Here is a 19,019-nt window from a genome sequence, read left to right as displayed (position 1 = left end):
GGGAGCTTTTAAGCTCCCTTATAACTTTAATTTCCTTTTTTTACCATCTCTTGAACTTTACGCTCAGAATCATAATCTGTAGGGTTTGCTTTTTCATAACCATTGTGAGTGTAAACAGCGATTACTTCTTTACCTTCTGGAGTATTTCCAATGTTTATAAAGGCATTTTGAAGAGCAGCTATTAATTCTGGTGTCATCTTTGGAGATGATTCAGATACAGAGATTGTATCGTTCATCATTGGGTCAGTTACACCAATAACTTCAACGTCATCCCATATTGAATTTTTTCCACCAAATTCTGATTGCCATTGATCTTCGTAGTCAATTCTTGCATCAGCATAAGTTACAAGTACATCGATTTGTCCAGTAGCTAGACGAGCAAAAGATGATGGATATGAATCTGATTGCACTGCATTTGATAAATCAGAAATTGATTTGTCATAGTTTTCGTTCATCCAAAGTGATGGATAAAGATATCCAGCTGGTGAAGTAGGTCCCATTACAGCCCAGTTAGCTGAATCTAAATCTTCCCAAGTAAGTTTTTCGCCTGCATTTACTTTTGCAGCAAGCTCTTTACCTTTTTCAGATGGACCTGATAAGATTAGTCCTCTGTAGAAAGTAACTTGTTCGTCAACTTTTTGAATTGGGCTTCCTTCGTTCCAAACTTTTGGATCATCTGATTCAACTGAAAGTCCATCACGAGTTGCAGTAAGAATTGCTTCTACTCCATCGTCATAAGTTACATAAGTTCCACCTGGAATAAATCCAATGTCTACAGTTCCTGCTGAAAGTGCTTCACCTGTTGCTTCATAATTAGTTCCAACAGTGATGTCTACATTTTCAACTTCATAACCTTCTTTAGCTAATTCTTGAGTTAGCATATCTTTAAGTGGTTCAGTAATAGTTATAATTGCATCTGGTTCACGAGATGGAACAAATTGAACTGAAAGTTCTTCTAGTTTAACAACTTCTTGTCCATCAGCATTTGTTGTAACTTCTCCGGCGTCTTTATTTCCTCCGCCACCACAAGCTACAAGACTTAGTAAAGATAGTGAGCAAAGTCCTACCTTAAACATCTTTTTTAAATTCATAATATTCCTCCTAGGATAATGTTGTTTTACTCCCAAAGTATCCTATATTGATGTATATTGCGAATAAAGAGTATGTAAATGAATTGTAAATTTTTCAATAATTTTTTGTATAATTTTTTTAGTATTCTATTGTGATTATTAAATGTTTATTAGAATCTAAAAATACCCTCCTTACTGAGCTATTCAGTAAAAAAGGTATTCATACATCTTATTATTTATTTTTTGAAAATACTGAGAAGTTTTTGGAAGAAACCTTCTTCTCTTTCTTCAGCTTTGTTATCTTTTTTCTCTTCCATTTCTCTTGCTTTTTTCTCAGCTTCTTCTGTGAAATATTCCTGTGATGAAAGTCTTCCAACACTATCTTGTGTATCAATTTTTTCGTACTCGCCATTGTTATTCATAACCCTGGCGCCAACATTATCTTTAAGTTGGATTTCTAAATATTTTAATAATCTATCTTTAATATCTTTGTCTAGAATTGGAGTTGCAATCTCAACTCTTTTTTCAGTGTTTCTAGTCATTAAATCAGCTGAAGAAATATACATTGTGTGAGCATCTTTTCCAAATACATAAACTCTTGGATGCTCTAAAAATCTTCCTACTATAGAAATTATTCTAATATTGTCGCTGTATCCTTCAATTCCAGGAATTAAACAGGAAATTCCTCTAATTATTAAATCAATTTTAACTCCCTTTTGAGAAGCTTCAACAAATTTATCTATAAAGTCCTTGTCAGTTAGCGAATTAAATTTACATAGAATATATCCATCTTCTCCTTTTTTTATTTCATTTTCCACATGGTGCATTAAACCAGTTTTAAGTGAAGTTGGAGATTGGAGTAGGTGCATGTATTTTCCATCGAGATTTCCAAGTGACATATTCTTAAAAAAGTCTGTAGCATCAAGACCTATTTGATCATCTGCAGTCATAAGTGAAAAATCAGTGTATTGTTTTGCAGTTGACTCATTGTAGTTGCCTGTTCCAATTTGTGTGATGTAGTTTAAATGTCCTGTCTTTGGGTTTCTAAATGTTATAAGACAAATTTTTGAGTGAGTCTTGTATTTATTAAATCCATAAATAATATTGCAACCTTCTTCATAAAGTAGGTTTGCGTAGTGGATATTTGACTCTTCATCAAATCTTGCTTTTAGCTCAACAAATACAGTTACTTCCTTACCATTTTGTGCAGCTTCTTGTAAATATCTTACAACTTTTGAATCTTTTGCAAGTCTATAAATTGTTATTTTAATTGACTTACATTCTGGGTCATTTGCTGCTTCTCTTAATAGAGAGATAAAAGTTTCCATACTTTCATATGGGTATGAAAGGAGTCTGTCTTTTCTTCTTATGTCTTCGATAACGCTCTTTGAATATTTTTCTGGGTCGTATTGAATTAATTCGTCGTGAAGTAAAATACTCTTAGTTGCATTTGGCATATCTCCAATTAAACTAAATACATACTTCATATTAAGTGGCGAATTAATTTCAAAGTAGGCCTTTTCATCAAGCTCTAGTTTATTAAGTAAAAATTTAAGTGATTGCTTGGAAAGTTTATCTTGAGATTCAAGTCTTACTACATTAAGTCTCTTTCTCTTCTTGAGGATAGTCTTCATATATGCTTGATAATCGTCGAATTCTTCCCATGTATCTCTATCATCGACAAAATCAGTATTTCTCGTGATTTTAATTATGTTTTTTGAGACAACTTTATACTCTTTAAAGATTTGATTGATTTGATTTAAAATTATCTCTTCCATCAATATAAATTCAATATTCTCGCCAGGAAGCATTATATAATCAGGATAAGTATTTCTAACAGGAACTATCCCAAATACTTTTTCTTTATCCTTTTCAAGTTCTACAAAGGCATATAATTTATTATTTTCTAAAAAAGGAAAAGGATGATTTAAATCCACGATTTGTGGCGAAACTAATTGATCAATGCTCTTCATATAAAAGTCTTCAACAAATTTCTTTTGCTCATTGTCTAGCTCTTCATAAGAAAGACATCTAATGCTGTATTCATTAAGATGATCCATTACATCTTTATAGATAGCATCTTTTTTTCTATACATTGCAGGAAGCTCAGCAAGAATTGCATCAATTTGCTCACTTGCAGTCATTCCAGTCTTATTATCAACTACTTCTTTTTTAAGCTGAGATAAATCGTGAAGCGATCCAACTCTGACCATAAAAAACTCATCTAAATTTGAAACAAATATACTTACAAATTTTAATCTTTCAAGAGGAGGGACATGCTCCTCCATTGCCTCAACTAAAACTCTCTCATTAAATTTTAGCCATGAAATTTCCCTATTTTGAAAATATTCCTTTGTCATTTATTTCCCTTCCAATACTCTATAAATTAAATAACCCTCTCTAAGGCCCTTATTAGATACTCTAATCTCGTCAATATCAAAATATTTCATAACATTTCTTAGAATTATCATTCCAGGTATAATTGTGTGTATTCTTGCAGGATTTGCTCTAATTATTGTCCTAATAGCTTCAGTGTCTTTATCCTTAATTAATTCCAATAATCTATCAATGTGTTCTAATGTAAAGTGCTTTGAATCAGTATTCCATAAGTCAGAAATAACTTGTCCAGTAGTTCTTATAGTTCCACCAATTCCAATGATTTGGCCAAACTTTTTGGAAAAGCTATTACCCTTAAGTTCTCTGTAAACTGATTTTTTTATCATTCTAATTTCTTTTTTCTTTGGAGTTACAAAGCTTACATTCTCTCTAAATAGAAGAAGTGAACCTGTCTCTAAATTTACAAATTCTTGAGGTCCATCTTCATCAAACAAAACAATTTCTGTACTGGCACCACCAATGTCTATAGTTATTCCCTCTTCGGCACAGATTTCTTGTCTTATACCAATATTACCCATGTAAGCTTCATCAACTTGTTCTAAAACATCAATGTCAATATCAAGCTCATTATGAATTTCTTCTACAACTTCTTCAGTGTTGTCTAAATTTCTAAGTGATGCAGTCGCAAAGGGTGAAAAAGTGTCGCATTTTAGCTCATCAACAATATTTTTAATACTTTGAAGAGTTTTCTTTAATTTTTTAATACCTTTTCCAGACAATTCTCCATCATGTACATAAGTTATTAGTCCTGCTGTGTATTTTTTGTTCAATACTTTTTTTGAATTTTTAATATCATTATTTTCCACATCAAAAACTATAAGTCTTATAGTATTTGAACCGATATCTACTATTGCATGTCTCATATAGCGCTCCTTACATAAAATTCTAACTGACTTTTGTAAATTTCTTGTAAATTTTATTTTTAGTATTTGTAATATTTTCTTTACAAATAATATAAAAAAATATATGGTCTATTTCTAAACCATATATTTCCTTTTTATTTTAAACTTTTAACTTCTTTAAATATTTTTTGTGAATCTTTAATAATTTTTTCACTACCTAGAGCTGCAAAATAATTTTCATTCATTGCCTTATCAAAAATATCTGCATAGGACTTTAATCCGTCAATACTTGTAGCAAGAGCCTCTTTCTTTGATTTTTCTAAATCTTCTTCTTTAAGTCCAGTGATATATCTTGAAAGATTTATATCTCCAACTTGTGCAGGTGAAAGAAGTGGATCAAAGGCATTAAGTGAACCTATTATAAAGTTTTTAAGCTCTTCATCAGAGATTTTTAGATTTCTAATATATTCACCAATTTCATCATAAACTTTTAAAGTATTTGTAAGGTTTGGATCTCTGTAAGAATATGTCGCCATTTCAAGATTTCTTCCAACAGAAACTCCAGCGCCATATGCTCCACCTTTGGCTCTGATTTCGTTGTGTAGATAGGATGAATTTAAGATATTTTGTAAAACTACAATATCTCCCTTGTAATCAAGACCTAGCTTACTTAAATCATAACCCTTGGAAACATATACTACATTTGAAGTTGTATAAATTCCTTCATTTTTATTATTTGGCTTGAAATCATAATTTACTCTTTCATATTTTTCTGATTTTAGTGAATTTATATATTTCTCATATTCAGGTTTTAGATTATTAATTTCATCAATATCTCCTGTTAGAGAAATTATTAAATCATCTCTGTGGAATAATTCATGGTAAATTTTTTCCATTTCAGATTTTATTCCATCAAATTTATTTTCAAAATCTTCTGTTAACTCTTTTAAGAAATTATAATAATCTATTCCGCCTAAATGTGATTGTAAATCAGAAGTTTTACTGTAGTAAGACTTTACAATTGAAGCAATTACTTGATGACCGCTCTGTAAAATTGTAGATTCATATCTTGATTTTAAGATAAATAATAATTCAGAAATTCTCTTTTTAGAATCAAATTTAGAATTTTCTGTAATTTCTCTAATTATTTCAAGACCTCTTGCTACATTGTCTGAAGTTGACTTCATCTTAATGTTAAGCCTTATAGAAAACTTGTCGTTGTCATTAGAATCTACATATATTGTAGGATAGAATCCAATTCCACCAGTTGCCTTATAGATTTCATTATTTAATTCTTCGTAGGAATAATTTTCTGTGTCAATTAATCCAAGGAGTGCCACAAGAGTTTGTACTTTTTCTAAATCAGATTTTTCAACATGAGAAATTTCAGTAGAAATAGTTGTATAAACTATTCCATTTGTGTCTCGTGGAGTTTTTATAAGCTTAATTCCCTCAATTTCATCTTCTTCCATATCGTAGTGAGTTACTTTTTCATCGATATCTTCTATTTCAAGTGAAGGAATTGTTGCTTTAGCTTCATCTGAATCCTCATTACTTTGGTATTCATCAAGCTCCTTAGTTTTTCTTATTATCTCTTCAATTTCTTCATCAGTCATATTTTCTTTTTTGTTTTGAAGTTCAACTCTTAACTCTTCATCTTGTTTTTCATTTTTGTCAAGCTCAGGTCTTGCAGATAAAACTACACTGTAATTGTTGTTTAAGATTTTTTCTTCAATATATTTTTCAACAAATCCGTCATCGATTTTTGATTTAATTTCTTCAATTACATCGTTGTAAAATAATGAATCTAGCGGAGAACTGTCATATAGCCAAGAATTTAAAGCTCTGATATAGTAGATAATAGCTTTTTGAGTTCCGCCACCTTCTCTAAATATAAATTCAAATTTATTTAAAGTTGCTTGCAAGAAATCTCTGTCAATTCCATTTTTTACAAGGTCTTCTAAAGTTTCTCTTAAAACTTTTACAAATTCATCCTTTTTATCTGCATCAGTATTTTTAAGAACAATGGATAAATCAAGTGGAAGTGATGATGATGTCTCTGCGTAGACATCTTCTGCAAGCCCAAGTTCAAAAATTTTCTTTTTAAGAGGTGCAGCCTGTGCATCTATTAAAAGTTCTGATAAGAAATCCCTCATAAAGACGTCCATCTTATTGTCTTGATAGCCTATTGTCCAGCCCTGTGCTAGATAATCTACATTTCCCTTCATCTCTTCTTTTGAAGCGGAAAATGTGATTTCTACATCTTTAGTTTCTTTTAATTCATCATTTAAAATAACTTTTGAGTCAATTTCTTGTCTTTCAAAATCTTTTAAGTAATTTTCGTGAATGTAATCAAGAGCCTCTTCCATATTTAAATCTCCGTAAAGATAAATATATGAATTAGAAGGGTGGTAGTATTTCTTATGATAATTTTTAAATTCCTCATAACTTAAACTTGGGATTAATTTTGGATCTCCACCAGAATCTACGCCGTAACTAGAGTTTTCATGAAGTGCAAAAGTTATTCCATCAGCTACAATATTTTCTGAAGATGAGTAAACTCCCTTCATTTCGTTATATACAACTCCATTGTACTTTAACTCATCATCTTTATTTTCAAGTTCATAGTGCCAACCTTCTTGAAGAAAGATTTTTTCCTCTTCGTGAATCATTGGATAAAAAACTGCATCTAAATAAACATCCATTAAGTTGTAGAAATCTTTTTTATTCCTACTTGAAACTGGATATATTGTCTTGTCTGGGAAAGTCATTGCATTTAAAAATGTTTGAAGTGATGACTTTATTAAATCCATAAAAGGCTCTTTAGTTCTATATTTTTTAGAACCAGAAAGCACGCAGTGTTCAACTATGTGACAAACTCCGTTACCCTTTTCAGGCGGAGTTCTAAATCCAATTCCAAAGGCTTTATTGTTGTCATGATTTTCTAAAGTTAAAACTTTTGCTCCAGTATTGATATGTTCATAAACTGAAACATTAGAAGTTACTTCGTCAATATATTTTGTCTCAATAAGTTTATAATTTTTCAAATAAACCTCCTGTATATAAATTAAATATTTTAAAATTAAAATAAGGCGCATTGGCCTTAGTTTTTTTACCAGAATAATCTAATAATTCTTTTATGTTTATATTATACCCATATTGAGAAATCATAACAAATTTATGTTTTATATATTATTTTTGTTACATAAATTTATTTAACCAAATGCTTATTAATTGAATTTAGGGGTAAATTTAAAGTGAGGTGAGAGTATGGCAAATCGAAAAGACTTGCAAAAAATGGCAATAGCTGCTGCCACTATTTCTACTGCCATTTTTGCTCTAACAAAATTTGGTGAAGATAACGAAATAAAAAAGCTTAGCGTAAATAGAGATGAAAACACAAAAGCTTATTTATTGGGAGATGGCTTTGGAAATTTAGCCCTTGCATATTCTTTAATTAATCACGCAAATTTAAATCCAGAAAATATAATAATTTATACAAAAGAAATGAATGAATTTTTAAATATAAAAGATGAGAAGTCTGATGTAATTTATGCTAACTTTGAAAATAGATTTTCAAAATTTAATTTTAAAAACACTCTTGAGATTTTAGAAAATATCTTTAATCACGAAGAGCTTGAGGGAATTATTAAAATGATGGATACAAAGGAAAATCCTCTAATTCTTGATATTATGGGATACACTTCCTATGACCGTGATAGCGTAGATGAATCAACTAAGAAAACTTTGTACAAACTTCTTCTTTCTCCTATGGACATAAATGGAAAGACAATTGAAAAGTATTTCTTATTTACTGACTTTTTAGATTCAAATCTCTTCTTTTATCTTTCATCTATTTATTCACTTAAACCACAGAGTCCTGTCAAGCTACTTCGTGAAGCTTTAATTAACTACATTGGTTCTAAAAATTACTTTACACTTGATGCAGATAGACTTCATCTTAAACTTAAAAATTACTTAACAAGAAGTGGAGTTAATTTTAAAGACGGCTATGAATTTATAGATTTTTCAAAAAATGAAAATTATATTGACAAATTAGTATTTGAAAAGGGTGAGCAAATTGAAGAAGTTCTAGTAAATTCTAAAGACATAATATCCATTGAATCTCCTAGCTTTATGGATAAATTATCTCTTGGAACACTAACTGAAATCTCTACAAATATTTTAAATGCAGAAGATTTTTACAATAAGAAGAAAGATGTTTTAGAAGATTTATACAAAAAAATTGAATCAGAAAATTTAGATAGATCAGTTTTATATGCATACTTTGACTTTAAAGACGATAGTTTCGTAGAAAAAGTTCGTGAAAAATATGAAGACAGAGACTTTTTCGTATTTAAAATTAAATCCGGAGTTTCTGTAAAATTTATAAAAAACAATGTGATTTTAAAAGTTGTAAATCCAGATAAGAATTCAATCTTCGTTGGAGATAGTTTTAGAGCATTAAATGGAGAAGATTTCTTCTTTGAACTTATAAAACTATTTAATCTTGAAAATGATTATGGAGATTTGAGATTCTCACTAAAGACTGTTGGTATTACAATTCTTGAAAATTATTTAAATCGAGATGGAGAAAATTATAAGACTAATTTATATAATTTAGAAAATTTATCTTTTATATCATCTAAAAATAATGAAAAAGAAGATTTGTATTCAGTTGAAAAATTAATAACTCAGGGAATTAATAATGCACACTCCTTTATGGGAATAGATCACATAGAAGTGTATGAAAAAGATCTGTCAAAGCTTGAGATTCTAAAATATTTAAATACTTTATAAACAGTGGAAACACTGTTTATTTTTTTGTATTGATATTAGTTATCATCTGTATTATAATTTAATTATTAGTTATGAAAGGATGATATTATGAAACTAACAGATGAAATGAAAAAATTTGTTGAAGAAGAATTAGCATACATAGCAACTGCTGGTAATGATGGGCTTCCAAATGTTGGTCCTAAGAGAACAATGAGAGTTTTAGATGACAATAGATTAATTTATTGCGAAAATACAGGTGGCCGTCACTATAAAAATATTCAAGAAAACGGAAATATTTCAGTTTGCTTTATTAAAAGAGATGATAATTTAGGCTTTAGGTTTGAAGGAAAGGCAACTTCATATACTGACGACGAGCACATGAATCTCGCAAACGAAGTTGTTGGAGTAAAACCTAAAAAGGCTTGTGTAATAATCAATATTGAAAAATACTACACAATGTCATCTGGTCCACTTGCTGGAAAATTAATAGAAGAATAATAAAAAAACTCAGCATAGGCTGAGTTGAGGTTGTAAATAAACCCACTATAAAGGTCAAGGAACTTTTATAGTGGGTTTTTAATTTGCAAACATTCTTTATCAAACACAAGGGTTGAGTTTTATTTTTTATAATTAAAATCTGGAATATTTCTCCATCTATTTTTTAAAAATGCTGCTGCCTTCTTTGGCTCTCTACTTCTTGTAAAAATTCCCTTTTTATTTCCCTGAACTCTCGCAGTCCCAAATTTAGTTTGAAAATCTGCAAAGTTCCAAACTTGCTCTCCAATAAAGTTTTCAACTTTATCAAATTCATTACTATATACTTTGTAATAATCTTCTTGGAATTCTTCGGAGAATGGTTCACCAAATAATGAATGAAAACCAGCAACAGTATCTGCTCCATATTCAGTGTACATTATTGGCTTGTCTGGATATTTTTCTTGCCACTTTATTAGTTCTTCGTAGACATCTTTTGCTGCTTTCTCTAGATTTCCAGTATCTACATACCAACCATAATATCTATTTAAGCAAATCACATCTGTTAAATCAGTTGTTAAATCAGTTTCAGGCAGACTCATCATTATATTTATATAAGTGCAAGGTCTTTGTTGTAAATCTAAACTTTTTGCAAATTTAAATATTTCAGAAAAATATTCTTTTGCTCCTTTAGAAAAGTTTGCAGCTTCATTGGCTAAGGACCACATCACTACGCAGGCATGATTTTTATCTCTTTCTATTAATTCTCTTATGACATTTTTGTGATTTTCCATGGTATTTAATTTTTCCCAAGTTTTGTTTTCACTAAAGTTTTCCAAATTTTGTGGATTAAAATCAAATCCAGCTAAAAGTCCAACTGCTGGCACTTCATCAATTACAACAATTCCCTCTCTGTCACAAAGTCTCATCATTTCTTCAGAATATGGATAGTGAGAAGTCCTTATTGAATTTGCTCCCATGTCTTTAATTAAATTTATATCTAAAACATTTATTGCCTCGTTAATACCTCTGCCATTTATATAGCTATCTTCGTGTTTTCCAAATCCCTTAAAGTAAAATGGCTCATTATTAATTAAAAACTTTCCATCTCTTACTTCAACTTTTCTTATTCCAAATTCTTCAGTATAAGTATCGATAATCTCTTTATCTTTGTATAAATCAACTTTTAATTTGTACAAGTATGCATTAAGAGGCCACCAAAGTTTTGGATTATTTATTTCTAAGTTATTTTCCTTTGATTTTAAAATTTCATTTCCATCTTCATCAATTAAAGTAAATTCAATAAAATCATAATCCCCATTTATTTCTACTTTGCAATTTATTTTTGCAGTGGTTTTTTCAAAATCTATTTCTGGAACAATTACAATATCTTCGATAAAGGATTTTGGACATGTATAAATTTTAACGGGACGGTTTAATCCTGCATAATTAAAAAAGTCAAAATTTTCATCAACTTTGTGAACTACATTTCCTTCTTCATCTTCATATTTTGAATAGTTGCCCACAGGTAGTGTGGAATAATCTAATATATTATTCATCTTGACAGTAAGTAAGTTTTCGTCTTTAAAATTTTCTAATTCAACTTGAAAAGGAGTAAATCCGCCCTTGTGATGACAAATTTCCTTTCCATTTAAATAAACCCAAGCTTCATGAGTTGCTGATCCAAAATATAAAAATATTCTCTCATTCTCTAATGCCTTGGGTATTGTAAATTTTCTTTGATAATAAAAATAGCCAGCAAAATTTCTTATATCACTTGATAATAATTGATCGTTAAATGATGCTGGCACTGCTATTTGCATTTTGTCAGGTAATTCTTTCCCTGGATTTATTTTTTCATTTCCATTTTCAATTTGAAAAGACCATATTCCAGATAAATCTATTAGTGTTCTACTTTTACTTTGTTTTGGATATAACATAATTCCTCCTTATAAAAATCTACACTATATAATTACCCTTAAATTTAATATTAAATTTTATAATCCTAAATTAGGATTTGCAAAGTTTTTCTCATCTACATTTCCAGATTTATATAAATAATATGCAGCAGATGCAATCATAGCTGCATTATCTGTGCAAAGTTTTAATTCTGGATAATAAATTTTTATATTTTCATCTTCGCCCTTATTTTCAAAGGCTTCTCGAATTCTAGAGTTTGCAGAAACTCCACCGCATAGTACGATTTTATCTAGTTTCTTTTCCTTTGCAAGTCTAAATGTTTTTTCGATAAGCACATCAACCACTGCTTCTTGGAAAGATTTGCACACATCTTCTACAACTATTTCATCTCCACGAAGTTTTGTTGAATTTAAATAGTTTAAAACAGCAGTTTTAAGTCCACTAAATGAAAAATTATAATTATCTTCTTTTATCATAACTCTTGGAAATTCAATTGTTTCCTTACCTTCTCTTGCAAGCTTATCAATAATTGGTCCACCTGGATAACCAAGTCCTAGAGATCTTGCAACTTTGTCAAAAGCTTCTCCAACTGCATCATCAACTGTTCTTCCGTGAAGAGTAAAGTCAACATAATCATTTACTTCGATTAAATAAGTATGACCTCCTGAAATAATTAGTCCAATAAATGGCGGCTCTAAATCTTTAAAGGAAATATAATTTGCACAAACATGACCTATGATGTGATTTACACCAACAAAGGGTTTGTCCTTTGAAAGAGCAATTGTCTTTCCGGCAGAAAGCCCCACAAGTAAGGCTCCTATAAGTCCCGGCCCCTTAGTTGCAGAAACTACATCTATATCATCAAGGCTAACTCCTGCCTCATCAAGTCCTTCTTTAAGAACTGTGTTTATTGCTTCCACATGCTGTCTTGAAGCAATTTCTGGCACAACTCCTCCATATTTTTTATGAGTGTCAATTTGTGATGCAATTACATTTGAATGCACAATTCTTCCATCTTCAACAACTGCCACAGAAGTTTCATCGCAGGATGATTCTATAGCTAAAACTTTCATCTTCTCACTCCCTCCACATAATATAGGCGTCTTTATCTATTCCGTAATAATTTTTTCGCTCGCCTAAAATTTTAAATCCATATTTTCTATATAAATTAATTGCAATTTCATTTTTCTTGTCAACTTCTAAGGTGATTTTGAAATTTTCTCTGTCAGCAATCTTTGTAACTTCTTTTATTAAATCATTGCCGAAAGATTTGCCTCTAAATTTCTTTTTCACAGCAACATTTGCAATATGAATCTCGTCAAATATCTTCATATATCCAATATATGCTGCAAGCTCTCCATCTATTTCAATTACATATACATCAGATAATTCGTCTTCCACAATTTGAAGTCTTATAGTTTCTACTGACCAAGGTGTATCAAAAGTGTCCACTTCAATTTCATGAATGCCAAAGGCATCTTTTTCTTCTGCTAATCTAATTGTCTTTTTCATGTTCTTTTTCTGCTTGAGATAATTTGAGATAATTTGGAACTAAATTAAAGGCATCATCTTCGCCTCTTTTTTGAAATTCCATTAAACCTAATTTTGCAATATTTGCTCCCGACATATTTGGATTTAGAGAAAGTCTTGCACCTTCAATTTCCGAGATGAACTTTTCTCCATCAATTCCTGAAATTATTACATTGTCGTATTTCTTTAGCTCTTCTTTTAAATCCTCAAATGCCATCATTTTATCCTCAAATAAAACTTTTATTTCATCACGATTATCAACAATAGAAGCATAGACATTTCCACGTCTTGCATCTACAATTGTCGCAACAATTCCCCAGTCTTTCATTGCATTTGCAACAAGTGAAGACACACCAATTACTTTTTTCTCAAGTGAAAAAGCCATTACCTTTGCAATTGTAATGCCAATTCTAAGTCCTGTAAAAGATCCAGGTCCAATTCCAACTGCAATTAAATCAATATCTTCTAAATTAAAATTAAATTTAGAAAAAATTTCTTCTATCATTTCTGTCACTGATTCTGAATGAGAAATAAGTCCAGTTAAATTATATTCTGCAAGGACATTTCCATCTTCTATAAGTCCTATTGCTGTTGTCTTTGTAGATGTGTCAATTCCCAAAACTTTCATCTATTTTCTCCTTCAAGTTATTAAATCTATCTCCAATATAAATTATTTCTAGTTTTCTAAAACCTTCGCATGACTTAATATTTATCTCCATATACTCCTCTGGCAGAGCTTCTCTAATTTTTTCTGCCCACTCAACTACAGTTACTCCATCAGAATAAAAATATTCATCAAATCCTAGATAATCTACGTCAAGCTCATCATCAAGCCTATATGTGTCTATGTGATAAAGATTAATCTTGCCATAATATTCGTTAACAATTGTAAAAGTTGGACTTGTAACATAATCATTGATTCCAAGTCCCTCAGCAATGCTTTTAGTTAAAGTAGTCTTGCCTGCACCTAAATCTCCGTTGAGGCATAGTACATCTCCTGGGTTTAGATTTTCTCCCAAAAGTCTTCCAAATTTTTTTGTCTCTTCTAAATTATTTAGTCTTATCATATTTATCCTCGTAGACAACCTCTTTATAATCAAAGGGCTTTCTCTGAGATTTCTCCTCACCAATGTGACCAATTGCGATTATGCACTCAACATCATAATTTTCATCTAAATCGAAAAATTCTCTGAGAAAATCCTTGGCGCTCTTTCCGCTTTCATGAACTGCATCCACTACATTTACCCAAGTGCTTCCAAGACCAATATCAGTAACTGCAAGCATTAAAAAAGTCGCTGCAATGCATGCATCTTGATAATAAGTATTTGGTGCAATATTCTTGTCGCTTACCACTGCAATTGCAGCTCCAGCATCTTTTATAAAATTTGCGTTGCGAACTTTGTAATTAGAAAGTTCTTCTAGCCTATTTTTATCTTTAACAACAATATACCTAACTGCATTTCTATTTTTTGCCGTAGGTGCGTGTAGGGTAATCTCTAAAATTTTCTTTATATCATCATCTGAAACTTTTTCATCAGTAAATCTTCGTATACTTCTTCTTTTTTTAACAATATCTAAAAGCATTTTATCACCTTTTATAATTATAACATATTATAAATTCATTTTATTTGCATTTAAAAAGGGAAGACTTTGAATCTCCCCTAATTTTATTTTGAAATATATGAATCTTCACTAACTGTAAAAGTATTACTTGCACAAATTATGTCATAATAAGACCACATATTATCATCAATATCTTTGTATGAAATTAGATTTTTTACATTTTCTCTAATATATTTTTTATCCACAACTCTATCGAAAGCTCTATTGCTCACTGCTGCAACTTCTTCTCTTGTTATAAATTCATCTGGATTAAATTTTACTTTTCCTTCTTTATAAATATTTAACCATCCAGAATTTGATGCAGCTTCAATATCTTTTGTCGCCCAGTGACCTTCTTTTAATTTCATTTCATTCCCAACTTTGTCCGAGATATTTTTAAATCTTTTTAAAGTTACTATCCATTCAGCTCTTGTGATTTTATTTTGTGGTTTAAAGCTTCCGTCCTCATAGCCATTGAAAATTTTTGCCTCTGTCACTATTTTTATAGCTTCTGTGTACCATTCATCTCCTACATCACTATAAGAAATTTTAAAATCTTCTTTTAGTTTAAATCCGTCGTTAATCAATACATTTGCAAGAATTTGTGCAGCTTCTGCCCTCGTTAGCCTATCCTTAGGTCTGAACTCATCACTATAACCTTGCATAAAATTCTTTTCTATTTTGTAAGTTGGCTTTGATGATTTTTGGTTTATTTCTGTACTTACTTTGACCTCATTGTTCGTGTAGACTTTTGTAATTTTTTCAGAACTGTTTGAGTTATTTACTAAATAATCATCCCAATTATTTTGAATTTTATTTATTGTTTCTTTTTCTTCAATAAATTTATTATTTTCTTTAGTTTCTTCTTTTTTAATTGGAATATATTGAGCAACAAGAGTTATATTTTTTGTCACTTTATCTTTATTTGTATCAAAATTTTTTCCATCTAATACCCAGCCTGTAAACTTAAATCCTTCTCTATTTGGAATCTTAATTTCTCCAATTTTTTCATCATGATTTACAACAATTGGGTGGATTTTTTCGCCACCTTGAGTTTCAAAAATAACTTTGTAAGAATTTACTTTCCAAATAGCTTTGGCTATTGTATCTTTTGTAATTTCAAACTCTTCACCTGGAGCATATTCTTTTCCATCAATTTGCCAAGCTTTGAAGGCATGATTTTCTCTTGAAAGATTATTTATTTCAGAAATTTTTACCTTAGTTCCGATATTGTAGAAATTAGCTTCAGGAACAACGCCTGAAGTTTTATCATTTGCTTCATAAGTCATAGAAACTTTAATAGGCTTAAAAATAGCTTTGAAAATTTTATCACTTTTTATTTCTTCGCTAAGCTCTTCAGACCATCTGTCAAATTCATAATTTTTATTTGCAATTGGCCTTGGAATTTTAAATTCACCAGAATTTGCTTTTATCTTTTTGTTAGGATTTACAAAGTAAACTTTATTTCCACCTTCAAAACTTCCATTTTCATCTGAAATAAATTCTACTTTGACATATCCTGGTTTTGCTTCTGTTAAAATATCTGCAAGTGGAGTGAATTTGTATGTATAAACTGTATCCTCTTTATATTTCTTTTTAGTTATTTCTTTATCCCAATTTCCGCCTTCATATCCGATATTTGGTTTCTTAACAATTTCATTAGCAAGTTTTGCTAAATCTACTTCTTTTGTTGGGTTTACAAAATAAACTTTATTTCCTCCTTCAAAACTTCCATTTTCATCTGAAATAAATTCTACTTTGACATATCCTGGTTTTGCTTCTGTTAGTACATCTGCAAGTGGACTGAATTTGTATGTGTAAACTGTGTTCTCTTTGTATTTCTTTTTAGTTATTTCTTTATCCCAATCTCTAACTTCATATCCGATATTTGCTTTCTTAACAATTTCATTAGCAAATTTTGATAAATCTACTTCTTTTGTTGAGTTTACAAAGTAAACTTTATGCCCACCTTCAAAACTTCCATTTCCATCTGAAATAAATTCTACTTTAACATATCCTGGTTTTGCTTCTGTTAAAATATCTGCTAACTCATTATATTTGGCACTTATTACATCTCCGTCATTAAATTTTATCGGCTTACTGATTTCTCTGTCCCAACCTATAAACTCATATCCAGTGTTAGGACTTAATTGTGGTGCATAATCTTTTAGAATAATTTCATTTTTAGGATTGATGTAAAAAACTTTGTCTCCTTCTAATGTCCCATGATCTACTGCACTAAAAGTTACAGTTATATATCCATTAGGCTTTATGTTCATTTTTCCATTTGAATCTTTTAAAGGAATAATGTCTTCTAACTTTTCAAAAGTTCCTTTAATTATTGTTTCTTCATCGGTATAATTTGTTGCTTGGCTTGTATCTCTGCTCCAATTAACAGGTTTATATCCAATCTCATTTGAAGTATTTGGTTGTTTAATAGCTACTGATTTATTTGGATTTACATAATATTCAACTACTTCTCCCTCATTTATCTTTCCTCCATCACCTTCTACTTCAAACCTAACGCTAACATATCCTTCAGGCTTTTTTACTCCATCGGACTTTGGAATTAAATCTTTTAATTCTTCAGATTTAGCCTTAACAATAACATCGACATTTTTAATTTCAAAGTCATCATCTTTATCCCAAGAGATAAATTTATATCCCGTTTCTGCATCTACCCTTGGCTTAACAATATCTGCATTATCAAGTTTAATACCATTATTTTTCATCACAAAGTAGGCTTTATTTTCAAGTAATTTCAATCCTTTTTCAGCTTCAAATAAAATTTTAACATAGCCTTCAGGTGTTTTTATTTGTTCTTTAGGATCAAAACTAATTATATTTTTAGTTAATTCATAAGAAGCAATGATAGTTGTATTATTCTCAAATTTATAAGGTTTACTAGTATCGAAAGTTTCTTCTGCATTATTTATATTCCAACCGATAAATTTATAATTTTCATTAGCTCTTGGATTCGGTATTGTAATATTAACTTTTTCTTTAGGATTTACCCAATAAATTCTATTGGCATCTAATGTACCCTTTTCAGTCGGTTCAAAAGTTACCTGTACATAATTATCAGGAACTAAGGGTTTATTACTATCAGTTTGAGGAACAACATGATCTACATAAATGAGTTGAGCATTAATAGACTGTATTTTATGTGGTCTATTATAAATAGTTTTATACTGAGCAGAAACTTTCATATTTATTGTTTTTGGTTCATTCGATATGATGAATGGTCTGGCCTCATATTCATTTTCAAATCCATAAAATTCTGTTTCTTTTGGAAATATATAATCATATCCATTACTTCCATACTTATTTTTTACCATATTATGTACATATAATTGAGTTCCAACTGGTACAACATAAGGTTGTTTTAAAATAATAGGAATAAGTATTTGCTCACTAATAATACTATATTTAGCTTCAAAAATAGTATCTTTAGTAAATTTGCCAGATATAGTACCAATTTGTCCGTCTAAATTTTTATTATAAATTCCATATTTTATTTTAAAATCTTCCACAGAATTATGATTAATCCATTCTATAAATCTCCATTCAAGCTGCTGACCTTTTACCTTTATACCTTTACCAGATGGTTGTCTAACTTCAAAAGAAACCTCTTTCTCAGGATTTACCCAAAAAGTTTTATTCTTTTCTTCTCTTTTACCAAGTACTTTGTCAGTCATATCAAAATATACTTTTACATAATTCTTTGGAACATGAGTTGGTTTTTCAATACCATTTTGTTGAATAACATCATCTATCCATATAGCATAAAAAGTATTTGAATCAGTAACATTATTCAGATGATTATGATTTATAGGAACTAAATTGTTGTAGGCTTCACCTTTAATTCCCCATCCTATAAAAGTTTTGTTTTCATTTATTGGTTCTTCCACTAATTCAGTTAAACTATCCCCAGATTTTATTTGCTTCGTAAGAATTTGTTTGTCTTTTTTATTTAAAGAACTAAAATAACCTCCATTAGCATCAAAATAAATATTTAAAATATTGTTATCATTTATAACCTCATTTTCAACTATATTGTCTATATCTAAATTGTTCAGTAAATTTTTAGATTTGTTATAATTTATTCCTCCAGAATATAAATTTCCTTCAGTTTTATCAATATAATTTGATTCATATTCTCTTAAATCGTTGTGATTTAAACCTTTCTCAAGTTCATTATTATTTGCAATAGCTGTTGTTGGAACAAAAACTTGCGACAGCGTTATAAATGCCAAGCCAAAGGCAGTAAATCTTTTTCTCAAAATGTACCTCCTAATTAACTCAAATAATATGTTTTCAATAAAAATTTCCTAAAAATAGTTTATTTATTGCATTTTAATTTTAGTGAAAAATTACTACTCTCTTTATGAAAACGATTTTATAC

13 protein-coding genes are annotated in these 19,019 nt (G+C 29.8%); 2 read left to right on the top strand and 11 right to left on the bottom strand.

Going from position 1 to position 19,019, the window contains the following annotated elements; translation table 11 throughout:
* Positions 1 to 26 precede the first annotated feature (26 nt).
* The 4 genes from KQI68_RS02960 to KQI68_RS02945 form a co-directional block, all read right to left on the bottom strand.
* Positions 27 to 1,091 (bottom strand): phosphate/phosphite/phosphonate ABC transporter substrate-binding protein, encoded by a 1,065-nt coding sequence (locus KQI68_RS02960; RefSeq protein WP_216548640.1) that lies wholly within the window; start codon positions 1,089 to 1,091, stop codon positions 27 to 29.
* A 215-nt stretch (positions 1,092 to 1,306) separates the two neighbouring features.
* Entirely contained in the window at positions 1,307 to 3,430 is a 2,124-nt protein-coding gene (gene ppk1, locus KQI68_RS02955; RefSeq protein WP_216548639.1) for a polyphosphate kinase 1, read from the bottom strand.
* The gene (locus tag KQI68_RS02950; protein WP_216548638.1) at positions 3,431 to 4,330 is read right to left on the bottom strand and encodes a Ppx/GppA phosphatase family protein; all 900 of its coding nucleotides are present in this window, start codon (positions 4,328 to 4,330) and stop codon (positions 3,431 to 3,433) included. It abuts the gene before it with no gap.
* Positions 4,331 to 4,464: 134 nt separating this feature from the next.
* On the bottom strand, positions 4,465 to 7,356 hold the full coding sequence (locus KQI68_RS02945; RefSeq protein ID WP_216548637.1) for an insulinase family protein: 2,892 nt from the start codon (positions 7,354 to 7,356) through the stop codon (positions 4,465 to 4,467).
* A 223-nt stretch (positions 7,357 to 7,579) separates the two neighbouring features.
* Between KQI68_RS02945 and KQI68_RS02940 the strand changes: the two genes are divergently transcribed.
* Both KQI68_RS02940 and KQI68_RS02935 read left to right on the top strand, forming a co-directional pair.
* Complete coding sequence (locus KQI68_RS02940) at positions 7,580 to 9,109, top strand: oleate hydratase (protein WP_216548636.1); 1,530 nt, start codon at positions 7,580 to 7,582, stop codon at positions 9,107 to 9,109.
* An 87-nt stretch (positions 9,110 to 9,196) separates the two neighbouring features.
* Complete coding sequence (locus KQI68_RS02935; protein WP_216548635.1) at positions 9,197 to 9,586, top strand: pyridoxamine 5'-phosphate oxidase family protein; 390 nt, start codon at positions 9,197 to 9,199, stop codon at positions 9,584 to 9,586.
* A 119-nt stretch (positions 9,587 to 9,705) separates the two neighbouring features.
* Here the strand turns inward: KQI68_RS02935 and uidA are convergent, their stop codons facing one another.
* The 7 genes from uidA to KQI68_RS02900 all read right to left on the bottom strand — a co-directional run bounded on the left by uidA (position 9,706) and on the right by KQI68_RS02900 (position 18,897).
* Complete coding sequence (uidA, locus tag KQI68_RS02930) at positions 9,706 to 11,502, bottom strand: beta-glucuronidase (protein ID WP_216548634.1); 1,797 nt, start codon at positions 11,500 to 11,502, stop codon at positions 9,706 to 9,708.
* Between the two features lie 57 nt (positions 11,503 to 11,559).
* A complete protein-coding gene (gene tsaD / locus KQI68_RS02925) occupies positions 11,560 to 12,555 on the bottom strand; it encodes a tRNA (adenosine(37)-N6)-threonylcarbamoyltransferase complex transferase subunit TsaD (RefSeq protein WP_216548633.1) in 996 nt (331 codons plus the stop codon).
* Positions 12,556 to 12,559: 4 nt separating this feature from the next.
* A complete protein-coding gene (rimI, locus tag KQI68_RS02920; RefSeq protein ID WP_216548632.1) occupies positions 12,560 to 12,994 on the bottom strand; it encodes a ribosomal protein S18-alanine N-acetyltransferase in 435 nt (144 codons plus the stop codon).
* The gene (gene tsaB, locus KQI68_RS02915) at positions 12,978 to 13,640 is read right to left on the bottom strand and encodes a tRNA (adenosine(37)-N6)-threonylcarbamoyltransferase complex dimerization subunit type 1 TsaB (protein ID WP_216548631.1); all 663 of its coding nucleotides are present in this window, start codon (positions 13,638 to 13,640) and stop codon (positions 12,978 to 12,980) included. Before tsaB ends, rimI begins: the two co-directional genes overlap by 17 nt.
* Positions 13,621 to 14,079 carry a tRNA (adenosine(37)-N6)-threonylcarbamoyltransferase complex ATPase subunit type 1 TsaE gene (gene tsaE, locus KQI68_RS02910; protein ID WP_216548630.1) on the bottom strand — a complete coding sequence of 153 codons (459 nt, stop codon included), beginning with the start codon at positions 14,077 to 14,079 and terminating at the stop codon, positions 13,621 to 13,623. The genes tsaB and tsaE overlap by 20 nt, the downstream gene beginning before the upstream one ends.
* Positions 14,063 to 14,596 (bottom strand): nitroreductase family protein, encoded by a 534-nt coding sequence (locus KQI68_RS02905; protein ID WP_216548629.1) that lies wholly within the window; start codon positions 14,594 to 14,596, stop codon positions 14,063 to 14,065. The genes tsaE and KQI68_RS02905 overlap by 17 nt, the downstream gene beginning before the upstream one ends.
* 83 nt (positions 14,597 to 14,679) lie before the next feature.
* Entirely contained in the window at positions 14,680 to 18,897 is a 4,218-nt protein-coding gene (locus KQI68_RS02900) for an InlB B-repeat-containing protein (protein ID WP_216548628.1), read from the bottom strand.
* Positions 18,898 to 19,019 lie beyond the last annotated feature (122 nt).

Source organism: Peptoniphilus ovalis (assembly GCF_018919265.1).
Taxonomy (GTDB): domain Bacteria; phylum Bacillota; class Clostridia; order Tissierellales; family Peptoniphilaceae; genus Peptoniphilus_A; species Peptoniphilus_A ovalis.
Note: the sequence above shows the minus strand (reverse complement) of the source record. Positions and strands in the feature narration are given on the sequence as shown.

What these genes read in the sequence shown, in the direction of transcription:
- rimI (WP_216548632.1), bottom strand. Translation starts at nt 12,994, where the DNA reads ATGAAAAAGACAATTAGATTAGCAGAAGAAAAAGATGCCTTTGGCATT.
- uidA (WP_216548634.1), bottom strand. Translation starts at nt 11,502, where the DNA reads ATGTTATATCCAAAACAAAGTAAAAGTAGAACACTAATAGATTTATCT.
- tsaB (WP_216548631.1), bottom strand. Translation starts at nt 13,640, where the DNA reads ATGAAAGTTTTGGGAATTGACACATCTACAAAGACAACAGCAATAGGA.
- KQI68_RS02950 (WP_216548638.1), bottom strand. Translation starts at nt 4,330, where the DNA reads ATGAGACATGCAATAGTAGATATCGGTTCAAATACTATAAGACTTATA.
- KQI68_RS02940 (WP_216548636.1), top strand. Translation starts at nt 7,580, where the DNA reads ATGGCAAATCGAAAAGACTTGCAAAAAATGGCAATAGCTGCTGCCACT.
- KQI68_RS02935 (WP_216548635.1), top strand. Translation starts at nt 9,197, where the DNA reads ATGAAACTAACAGATGAAATGAAAAAATTTGTTGAAGAAGAATTAGCA.
- KQI68_RS02960 (WP_216548640.1), bottom strand. Translation starts at nt 1,091, where the DNA reads ATGAATTTAAAAAAGATGTTTAAGGTAGGACTTTGCTCACTATCTTTA.
- tsaD (WP_216548633.1), bottom strand. Translation starts at nt 12,555, where the DNA reads ATGAAAGTTTTAGCTATAGAATCATCCTGCGATGAAACTTCTGTGGCA.
- KQI68_RS02905 (WP_216548629.1), bottom strand. Translation starts at nt 14,596, where the DNA reads ATGCTTTTAGATATTGTTAAAAAAAGAAGAAGTATACGAAGATTTACT.
- ppk1 (WP_216548639.1), bottom strand. Translation starts at nt 3,430, where the DNA reads ATGACAAAGGAATATTTTCAAAATAGGGAAATTTCATGGCTAAAATTT.
- tsaE (WP_216548630.1), bottom strand. Translation starts at nt 14,079, where the DNA reads ATGATAAGACTAAATAATTTAGAAGAGACAAAAAAATTTGGAAGACTT.